This window comes from Sodalis sp. (in: enterobacteria), assembly GCF_047607725.1.
In the GTDB taxonomy this organism is placed as follows: Bacteria; Pseudomonadota; Gammaproteobacteria; order Enterobacterales; family Enterobacteriaceae; genus JBLKSS01.
Map to the genome: position 1 here is coordinate 1 of NZ_JBLKSS010000164.1, position 9,509 is coordinate 9,509.

Sequence of the window (9,509 nt, forward strand, 5' to 3'; positions counted from 1 at the left end):
TCAAACCGGGATGGAAATAAAAGTTATTAAAATCAATACAATGTGAAAATGCAATGAGCATAAGCGTGTAACGTAGGTTTACTGTCTCATACAACAAACCCACCAATAATTCAAGACGTCCTCCACGGGGCGCTTACGAATCAAGTGTGTAATACTTTTTCATTCAGGATCGATGTCTTTATCGAATATAACTCGCAACAGCATACTCTGGCTGATCTTTTTTGCATACAAAACATGTCGGTCACCGGGGATCATGATAAGTCGCTGTGATAGGGTCTTGGCGTGTAATTCATGCAAAGGAACTATTTCAATAACAAGGCAATAGAGTGCTAATCGCTCTTTTATAGAGTAAGACTCAACTGCTGTTGCCAGTCTATGATTAATCTCGTTTTCTCCTCGGAAGATCACCATTTATAGTGCTCCCGTTTACATATCTCACGTCCTTTCACGGACCGAAGGAGAAACACCGACCTTGTAACCTGAATCACACAAGCGCCCGTACAGGTATCGCTGACGGTGTGCCGTTATCATAACCTTATCACCTTACCTCCAACATGAGATTGCCTTATGCCACAGGACTATCACCACGGCGTGCGCGTGCAGGAAATCAATGAAGGCACCCGCACCATTACCACGGTCAGCACCGCGATTGTGGGCATGGTTTGCACGGCGGATGATGCCGACGCCAAAACCTTTCCGCTCAATACGCCGGTATTGTTGACCGACGTGCTGGACGCCAGCGGCAAGGCCGGCAATAAAGGCACGTTGGCCCGCGCGCTGGATGCTATCGCCGCCCAGGCTAAACCGGTTACTGTGGTCGTGCGTGTTCCCCAGGGCAAGACCGAAGCGGAAACCACCACCAATATCATCGGCGGCGTCAGCGCCGAGGGCAAAAAAACCGGTATCAAGGCGCTCTTGGCCGCTCAGGGTCAGCTCGGCGTCAAGCCGCGTATTCTGGGTGTGCCAGGACATGATACCCAGGCCGTCGCCGTCGAGCTGCTGGCCGCCGCACAACGCCTGCGCGCCATGGCCTATATCAGCGCCTGGGGGTGTAAAACCCTTACTGAGGCGATTGAGTACCGCAAGAATTTTAATCAGCGCGAGGCCATGCTATTTGGCCGGATTTTCTCGCCTGGGATGCGGATAAAAACGCCAGCGCTACCGCCTGGGCCACTGCCCGTGTGTTGGGCCTGCGCGCTAAAATCGATGCGCAGACCGGCTGGCATAAAACCCTGTCCAATGTCGGCGTCAATGGTGTTACCGGCATCAGCGCGGATGTGTTCTGGGATCTGCAGGACACAGGCACCGACGCTGACCTGCTGAACCAAAACGCCGTCACCACGCTTATTCGCAAGGACGGCTACTGTTTTTGGGGATCGCGCACCTGCTCGGATGAGCTACTGTTTCAGTTTGAAAGTGCCACCCGTACCGCCCTGGTGCTGGCCGATACCCTGGCCGAGGCGCAGATGTGGGCCGTTGACCAACCGCAACACCCCTCGCTATGGCGAGATATTATCGAGGGGATCAGCGCCAAATTCCGCGAGCTGAAAAGCGGCGGCTATCTGATTGACGCCAGCGTATGGCTGAATACGTCCGCCAACGACAAGGACACGCTCAAGGCGGGCAAGCTGACGATTGATTACGACTATACGCCGGTACCGCCGCTGGAAAACCTGGCGTTACGCCAGCGTATTACCGATCGCCATCTGATGAACCTCACCCAGGGTGTCAAAGGTTAAACGGAGGAGGCCATGGCCTTACCACGCAAGTTAAAAAACATGATGATATTCAATGAAGGCAACAGCTATCAGGGGATTGCCGAAGAGATCACCCTGCCCAAGTTGACGCGCAAGTTTGAAGCGTATCGCGGCGCCGGCATGGGCGGCACGGTGAATGTTGATTTAGGGCTGGAAGACGGCGCGCTGGATGCGGAAATCACCTTGGGCGGTATCGATCCGCAGGTTTTCCGCCAGTGGGCCATTACGAAGGCCGACGGTATCCCGCTACGCTTTATGGGCAGCTACCAGCGTGACGACACCGGCGAAATCAGTGCGGTTGAGATAGTGATGTGCGGCCGTTTCGCTGAATTTGATTTTGGCAACTACAAATACGGCGACAACACCCAGACCAAGCTCAGCGTCAAAAACGTTTATTACAAACTGACCCTGGATGGCGAGGTACTGATTGAAATCGACAACCTCAATATGGTGGAAGTGGTCGGCGGTGACGATCGCCAGGCCGAACACCGTCGCGCCATTGGCCTGTAATACAGAGGAGACCGCACCATGAAAGACATCACCGTCCCGGAAACCCCCGACATCCAGGCGCTAAAACAGAAGCCCGTCACCCTTGACGTGCCGGTTACGCGCGGCAAGACCTGTATCACCGAAGTCAGCATCAGAAAACCCACCACCGGCGATCTGCGTGGCACCTGCCTTCAGCCCTTGCTGGAAACTGATGTCGATGCGCTTATTCGCGTACTGCCGCGCGTGACCGTCCCGACCCTGACGCCAGAGGAAGTCCTTAACCTCGATCCGGCCGACCTGTATCAGCTGGCGGCTATCCTGACACTTTTTTTTGTGCCGAACTCGGCCCTGTCCGCTTCCCCGACAGACTGACGGTTGACGATTTGACGGCGGACATTGCCGCCGTATTCCATTGGACGCCAGCCGATACCGCGCCCATGTCGCTCGGAGATCTGCTGGCCTGGCGGCATAAGGCCCTGATCCGCAGTGGAGCCGTTGATGAGTGATAAAGACCTTCGCCTGCAGGTAATATTAAGCGCGGTAGACAAGCTTACCCGCCCGTTTAAAGCCATGCAGGCCAGCAACAGGACGCTGGCGTCAGCGGCAAAATCCACCAAAGACCAACTGAAACAGTTGGAGAGGCAGTCAGGCCAGCTGCAAGGGTTCGTCAAAACCAAACAGCAGGCCGCCCAGGCCGCTAGCGCGTTGTGCGCCGCCCGCGACCAGGCCAGCCGTCTGGCGCTCGCCATGAAGGGCACCGACGCCCCCGCCACTCGCCAGGTCAGGCAATTTCAACAGGCCCGCGCGGCCGTCACGCAACTCCAGGCCAGGTACAGCACGTTGCGGACAGCGCTACAGACTCAGCGCGCCGCCCTGCAACAAAGCGGCATCGCCACCCGTCAACTGGCAGACGCCCAGCGCGCCTTAAAAGCCCGCACCGCCGAGGCCAATACCCATCTGGCCGCCCAGCAGCAACGCCTTGAACAACAGGCCGCCCAACAAAAGCGGTTAACCGACGCCCGCAGCCGTTACCATCAGGCCCTGGGGGTACGCAACCAGCTCGCCGGCACCGGCGTGGTCATGGCGGTCACCGGCGGCGCCACGCTTATGGGCATGAAGCAGGCGTTAAGCGAAGCGGCGGCCTATAGCCAGCATGTGCAGCGTTTCAGGGCGCAGGGCGTCAGTGAGCAGCAAGTACGAAATGCAAAGGACTTTGTCGCCAGCCATCCTGTGCTGGGCAACAGTCAAACGGAATTAATGAAGTTATACACGGAATCATGGGCCATCACCCGCGACCCGCACCACACTCAGGATGCCACCGTGCAGCTTGCCCGTGCAGAAACCGCTATCAAGATGCTGGGCAATCAAGGTTTGCTTACCCCGGAACAGACCGAAAGTTTCAATCAGCTGTCTTACGCCATGCTGAAGAATGCCGAGCTGCGCAACGAGATCCAGGATCCGAAACGGCTCGCCAGCTTTATCAATGAATCGGTGAAGGCGTTTGCCGTCACGCAGACCATGGTGACGCCGAAAGATACCAATGATTTTATGAAGCGCGGCGGCTCAGCGGCCAAGGATATCGACAGAAGCGAATATTTTTATGCCTTCGGGCACTTGATCCAGGAAATGGGCGGCGAGTCCACCGGGAACGCCCTGAACTCTGCCCGGCATAACTGGATTGGCAAGAGCATTACCGAGCGCAGCAAGGATGAGATGGATCGCATCGGGCTGATTAAAAATCACCACCTACTCCAAAACCGGCCATGTCAAGGATTTTACCCTTATTAACCAGGAAAAATTCATCAAAACGCCGTTTAAATATTTAATGGAAGAGGTGGTGCCGCGTATCAAAAAAGCCTTTCCGAACCTCTCCGATGAAGGGGTGCAACTCAAAATTGGCGGGCTGTTCTCCAATCGCACGGCCTCCGACCTGTTCGCCACCATGTATAACCAGCGCGAGAACATTCAAAAGCAACTGCTGGCCGGCACCCAGGCGCAAGATATTGATACCTTGCTTCGCCAGGGGCAGCACACCGCCGGCGGCCAAGAGCTGATCCTGGAAGCAAAAAAACACGATCTGTATAAAAATATCGGGGAAAAGGTGCTGCCGCTTTACGTCAAGGGGCTGGAAAAGGTGTCGGCAATGTTAGATCGGGTAAACGCCTTTTTTGCCCGACATCAACAGGCGGCGAAGGTGCTCACCGTGACCGCTGCCGGCTTTGGCCTGCTGCTGACCGCCGGCGCGGCGGTGCTGATATGGCAAAACTGGGATACCCTTGGGCCAAAATTCAAAGCGCTATGGGAGTCAGTCAGTCAGACGACACGGGAAAAATGGCAGGCTATCCAGGATTATCTACAGGCGCTGCCTGGCCGCCGCCGCCCTGATGATGGGCGGCATGTCGTCCGCCCTGGCTCAGGCGCCGCTGCATCCCTACAGCCTGCCGGCCAGCCATTACCGCGCCCAGCAGGGCACGGCGGCCCCCGCTGGTGGCGTGACCCACATCAGCATTGAGGCGCCCATTCAGATTGTGGCGCAGCCGCACCATAGCCCGCAGGATATCGCGCGGGAGGTGGCCCGCCAGCTTGATGCCGCGAGCGCCAGGCCCGCGCCCATAGCCGTTTTGAAGACCGCGAGTAAACAACGATGATGATGGCATTAGGCATGTTCGTTTTTATGCTGCACACCGTGCCCTATCAGGAATTTCAACACCAGATGGCCTGGCGTCACCCGTCCAACAGCCGGATAGGCCGCCGCCCGCAAAGCCAGTTCCTCGGCCCGGATGAAGAAACCGTCACCCTGAGCGGCGTCCTGTTGCCGGAAATCACCGGCGGCCGCGTCTCGTTAATGGCGCTGCAAAAGATGGCGGAAACCGGTAAAGCCTGGTCGCTGATTGAAGGTAACAGCGCTATCCATGGGATGTTTGTGATTGAAAGCCTGAGCCGCACCAAAAGCGTGTTTTTCTCCGACGGCGCAGCGCGACGCATTGAATTTACCCTGACGCTTAAACGCACCGATGAAAATCTGAAAGAGATGTTCGGTGACCTGTCGCAGCAGCTTAACGACCTGAATGGCGCACTCTCCGACACCCTGGGCGGGCTGCTATCATGAGCCTGTCGGCCTTGCTTGATAGCACCACCGGCGGCCATACCCCGGACTGGCGGCTGAGCGTCGACGGCGTCGATATCACCGGCAACATAGGACACCGCCTGATGTCATTAACCCTGACGGATAACCGGGGCTTTGAGGAGGACCAGCTGGATATTGAACTGGATGACAGCGACCGTAGTCTGCTCTTGCCCCGCCGCGGGGCTAACGTTGCCCTGTCTCTCGGCTGGAAGGAAACCGGGCTGATAAACAAAGGCACCTTTACCGTCGATGAAATCGAGCACAGCGGCGCTCCCGACCGGCTGACGATACGCACCCGCAGCGCTGATTTTCGCGCCTCGCTCAACGTCCAGCGCGAAGCGTCCTACCATAACACCACCCTCGGCGATGTGGTGAAAACGCTCTCTGCCCGCCATAAGCTGACGCCGGTGATGAGTCAGGCGATGGCCCGCACCAAACTGGCCCACAGCGACCAGAGCCAGGAATCAGACGGCAGCTTCTTAACGCGACTGGCAAGGGAACATGGCGCTGTGATGGCGGTAAAACAAGGGAAAATGCTGTTTTTTAAACAGGGGCAGAACCAGACCCTGAGCGGTAAACCGCTTCCGGCGCTAACCCTCACCCGCCAGCAGGGCGACAGTCACCAGTTTACACTGACTGACCGTGACGCCTATACCGGCGTGGTGGCGCACTGGCTCAATATCCGTAAGGCCAAATCCGAGGCGGTCCGCGTCAAACGCAAGCGGAAAAAGCGGTCCGCCAACACAGAAAAACAGGGCGACTATTTGATAGGCAGTGAGGAAAACGTGCTGGTTCTGCGCCACACCTACGCCTCAAAGCACAATGCCGAACGGGCGGCCAGAGCGAATTGGGAACGGCTGCAGCGCGGCGTCGCCACCTTCTCCATCACGCTGGCCCGCGGCCGTGCGGAACTCTCTCCTGAAATGCCGGTCAAGGTCAGCGGCTTTAAACGCGAAATTGACCAGGCCGCCTGGACACTGGTTACCGTGACCCACACGCTGAATAGCAGCGGATTTACCACCGCCCTGGAGCTGGAGGTGAAAATCGATGCGCTTGAAATGGAATGAGAAAAACGGAAATGCTATACTGGCCGCTACCACCGACCTTAGTCGGGCGCGTGATGGAGAGCACTCACGCCATGATGTATTGCCCCCTTTGCGGTCAGGCCGCCCATACCCGTACCAGCCACTACATTACGACCACCACCAAAGAGCGCTACAATCAATACACTAACATTAATTGTGGTCACACCTTTATCACACATGAAACCTTTACCCGCTCCATCTGTGTTCCCCGGCAGATCGAACCCGCGCCACCACACCCAGGCCAGAACGGCCAGGGAATGCTACAGTTTGGATAGGGAAAATCAGGGCGGGGGCTTTTTGGGCTGCCGCCCGCTGCCGATAAGGTCACATTAATTTACTGACGCTTCGCGTCTGGCTTACCATCAGGTGAAGAGCGGGAAGTGCTTGGCGTTTGTCCTGAATAGTGAGTCACGATGATGGTTTGCAGGATCTTTATCGCCTCTTCGCAATTATACCCATCCAGATCAACTTTGGTGCCGTGAGGCGTTTCAACATTGACTTTGTGTTTTTGTACGAACATGGTGGCCTTTTATTAATCAAGTTGAAATCAATGGCTCATGATAGCAAGAAACAACGAAGAAGGCAGGAAGGCATGGAAAAGCCCCGAAACCGGGGCCTTTTGGTCAAAGATGGACGTTATCTGGACACTTCGAAATTAAATCCTTTTATTTTCAATGCATTGCCCTTTAATTTAACGCACCCGAAGGTGCGCTAAAAGGGAATTTTGTGTGGGGGTAAGGCTTGCAGATAAGAGGATTGCTGTTACACTGCGTGCGGGTGCTCTGGATCTTTCTGTCCTGAGCCTCTGCAAAAGGCAGAAAGAGAAAAGCCCCGAATCGATGCTAATCAACCCGAGGCCACTCTTATGCATCAGCAATATAAAGGTAGCCTCTTCCGCGCCGAAAGGCAAGATAAGGAGGCCACGATGCCGCAAAAACTCGCCATCACCGCTCTGGTGGTTATCTGTATCACGTTACTGGTGTTTACCTGGATAACCCGGAAATCACTCTGTGAAATCCATATCAGAAACGGCGAAACGGAGGTTGCGGCCATAATGGCTTACGAATCTGTGAGGTAAGGCAACCCAGCGGCGGGGCTTGTCCCTGCCCGTTGGTTGTTTGAGCGGAGATCTGCGAGCGCCCATTTTTCCGGCCAGCTTCAGTGCTGGCTTTTTTACGCTCAAAGAAAAACCCCGGAAACCGGGGCCTTTTGATCGATATGGTCATTGTGTGGACATCGATAGAAATAAATCATTTTATTTCAATGTGTTAAAAGAGAAAAAACAACACCATCCCTGTCTTCCCCACCTCATCAGAGGTTTTTTTTGTGGCAGATGAAAAACTCTTAAAATCAACCAAAGCGGATTGCCAGGTCCGCCGCGCATTGTGGATAACAGCGCGCCACGAGTCTGTAAGCGGACCTCTCGCATGCTCCAGGGTAACCACAATGGTTTGTGCCCACGGGCAACGTTAAAGAGGATCCTTGGCGGCTTTAAGTCGACGGGCTCCGTGACGTTTTACCGCCTTGTCCCTGGCGGGGCCGCACCTGCATCCTGATGCAAAAGCGGTGCCGACGAGCCTCATGGATTGACCGAAGTCCCCGCTTTCATTAGCAAAGGTAGAAGTTGCTTCAGAGTAAGGGGCGCCAATGGGATACCCTCACTGGCTGACGGAATAAGCCAAATAACGTCTTCTATCTCCGCGGAAGCCGTGACGATATGGGCGGGCGCCGGCACGGCAAAAACATCCGCAATCAGTCTGTAGCCGAGTTCGTTGGCGGCGATATCGGTGAATTGCCCGAGAAAAGCGGCGTCCTGCTCCGCAACCTGCATCTGAAGCTCCTCATACAGTTCACGCACCAACGCCGTTGCCGGCCGCTCGCCCGCTTCGATTTTGCCCCCCGGCTGCATAAAACAGGCCGTTATTCCGTTTCCTCACCAGCAATACCCGGCCCAGCTCGTCAGTGATCACCACCGCAGCGATATGGATCATTTTTTCATCCGCCATATTCTTTTCTCTTATCTCGACCATTTGACGTCTGGCGCGTGGTAATTAGCGAAATATTCCGTAATTTCCGATATATTTGCTGAAAAAAGGAGCATGTCTTCATAGCTCTTTTTCAGGAAGCCATTACTGACCATTTGACGAATCATGTCTTGCAACGGGCGATAAAAACCATTGACATCAAAAAAGGCACAGGGCTTGGTATGAAGCCCGAGCTGAGCCCATGTCCATTGCTCGAAAATCTCTTCCAGCGTCCCGGCACCCCCAGGCAGCGCGATGAAAGCCTCCGCCCGCTCCGCCATTTTCATTTTTCGTTCATGCATGTTCGCGACGACGTGAAGGTGGGTTAATCCGGTATGGGCGATTTCACGCGCGACCAACGACTGCGGAATCACCCCGATGACAGAACCGCCGTGCTGCAACGCCGCATCAGCAACGGCCCCCATCAGTCCGACCTTTCCCCCGCCGTAGACGATACCTACCCCCTTTTCGGCCAACCGCTGGCCGACTTGGCTTGCGGCTTTCCTGTAAACCGGATCATTGCCGTTAGCGGAGCCGCAAAAGATTCCTATACTACTCATATGATTAACCTGTAATTAAGCGGGCTTTATGCCATTTCCCCATGCGGGTGGCCGCCCGTGCCAAACGTTTCTGAATCTGCTTTCCCTCAAGCTAACGTGAAACAGGGCGCAAAGCAGTGTTAAGCCGATCGCAAATGACGACGATGTCAGGCCCATGTTGAGGCTTCGCTTGCCGCCTAACGCATCAGTCAAGGGTTGTGCTGGTTCCTCACGTCCGATCAGCGATTCCGATTCTGTCCGACCGCTCATCTTCTGTTCCGCCATACTCTGGAGACTTTTAGCTTCCGGGGGTATGGCATGGCACGTAAAAAGAAGAACGCGAGAACAGAAATGTGAATATATATCAATGTATTACGCATGAAATTTGAGCAGTGTCGCTCGAATCGCAGCAGCGCTCGGCATCGGCTGTACCACAGTGCACGATATCCTCGGCCGATTCACGGTAGCTAACCTGGTCTGGCCATTGC

12 protein-coding genes and 1 pseudogene are annotated in these 9,509 nt (G+C 55.4%); 10 read left to right on the top strand and 3 right to left on the bottom strand.

The window, feature by feature from the left end:
• Positions 1–567 precede the first annotated feature (567 nt).
• The 9 genes and pseudogenes from ACMX3H_RS14455 (at position 568) to ACMX3H_RS14495 (ending at position 6,733) form a co-directional block, all read left to right on the top strand.
• Positions 568–1,739, top strand: a pseudogene (locus ACMX3H_RS14455) (phage tail sheath protein).
• Positions 1,740–1,751: 12 nt separating this feature from the next.
• A complete protein-coding gene (locus ACMX3H_RS14460) occupies positions 1,752–2,267 on the top strand; it encodes a phage major tail tube protein (RefSeq protein ID WP_415211341.1) in 516 nt (171 codons plus the stop codon).
• An 18-nt stretch (positions 2,268–2,285) separates the two neighbouring features.
• The gene (locus ACMX3H_RS14465) at positions 2,286–2,618 is read left to right on the top strand and encodes a phage tail assembly protein (protein ID WP_415211342.1); all 333 of its coding nucleotides are present in this window, start codon (positions 2,286–2,288) and stop codon (positions 2,616–2,618) included.
• A gap of 11 nt (positions 2,619–2,629) precedes the next feature.
• Positions 2,630–2,752 carry a GpE family phage tail protein gene (locus ACMX3H_RS14470; protein WP_406706492.1) on the top strand — a complete coding sequence of 41 codons (123 nt, stop codon included), beginning with the start codon at positions 2,630–2,632 and terminating at the stop codon, positions 2,750–2,752.
• The gene (locus tag ACMX3H_RS14475) at positions 2,745–4,034 is read left to right on the top strand and encodes a hypothetical protein (RefSeq protein WP_415211343.1); all 1,290 of its coding nucleotides are present in this window, start codon (positions 2,745–2,747) and stop codon (positions 4,032–4,034) included. The genes ACMX3H_RS14470 and ACMX3H_RS14475 overlap by 8 nt, the downstream gene beginning before the upstream one ends.
• A gap of 49 nt (positions 4,035–4,083) precedes the next feature.
• Positions 4,084–4,758 carry a hypothetical protein gene (locus ACMX3H_RS14480; RefSeq protein ID WP_415211344.1) on the top strand — a complete coding sequence of 225 codons (675 nt, stop codon included), beginning with the start codon at positions 4,084–4,086 and terminating at the stop codon, positions 4,756–4,758.
• Between the two features lie 132 nt (positions 4,759–4,890).
• Positions 4,891–5,355, top strand: coding sequence for a phage tail protein (locus tag ACMX3H_RS14485; protein WP_415211345.1), 465 nt, complete (start codon positions 4,891–4,893; stop codon positions 5,353–5,355).
• Complete coding sequence (locus ACMX3H_RS14490) at positions 5,352–6,440, top strand: phage late control D family protein (protein ID WP_415211346.1); 1,089 nt, start codon at positions 5,352–5,354, stop codon at positions 6,438–6,440. Before ACMX3H_RS14485 ends, ACMX3H_RS14490 begins: the two co-directional genes overlap by 4 nt.
• Positions 6,441–6,511: 71 nt before the next feature.
• The gene (locus ACMX3H_RS14495; RefSeq protein WP_415211347.1) at positions 6,512–6,733 is read left to right on the top strand and encodes an ogr/Delta-like zinc finger family protein; all 222 of its coding nucleotides are present in this window, start codon (positions 6,512–6,514) and stop codon (positions 6,731–6,733) included.
• A 59-nt stretch (positions 6,734–6,792) separates the two neighbouring features.
• On the opposite strand, the gene ACMX3H_RS14500 is transcribed toward ACMX3H_RS14495, so the two are convergent.
• On the bottom strand, positions 6,793–6,978 hold the full coding sequence (locus ACMX3H_RS14500) for a hypothetical protein (protein WP_415211348.1): 186 nt from the start codon (positions 6,976–6,978) through the stop codon (positions 6,793–6,795).
• A gap of 405 nt (positions 6,979–7,383) precedes the next feature.
• Between ACMX3H_RS14500 and ACMX3H_RS14505 the strand changes: the two genes are divergently transcribed.
• Complete coding sequence (locus ACMX3H_RS14505) at positions 7,384–7,536, top strand: type I toxin-antitoxin system Hok family toxin (RefSeq protein ID WP_415211351.1); 153 nt, start codon at positions 7,384–7,386, stop codon at positions 7,534–7,536.
• 501 nt (positions 7,537–8,037) lie between these two features.
• On the opposite strand, the gene ACMX3H_RS14510 is transcribed toward ACMX3H_RS14505, so the two are convergent.
• Together ACMX3H_RS14510 and ACMX3H_RS14515 are read right to left on the bottom strand one after the other, a co-directional pair.
• Positions 8,038–8,367, bottom strand: a complete 330-nt coding sequence (locus ACMX3H_RS14510; RefSeq protein WP_415211349.1) for an NUDIX domain-containing protein — start codon at positions 8,365–8,367, stop codon at positions 8,038–8,040.
• Positions 8,368–8,475: 108 nt separating this feature from the next.
• Entirely contained in the window at positions 8,476–9,042 is a 567-nt protein-coding gene (locus tag ACMX3H_RS14515) for a TIGR00730 family Rossman fold protein (protein ID WP_415211350.1), read from the bottom strand.
• Between the last annotated feature and the right edge of the window lie 467 nt (positions 9,043–9,509).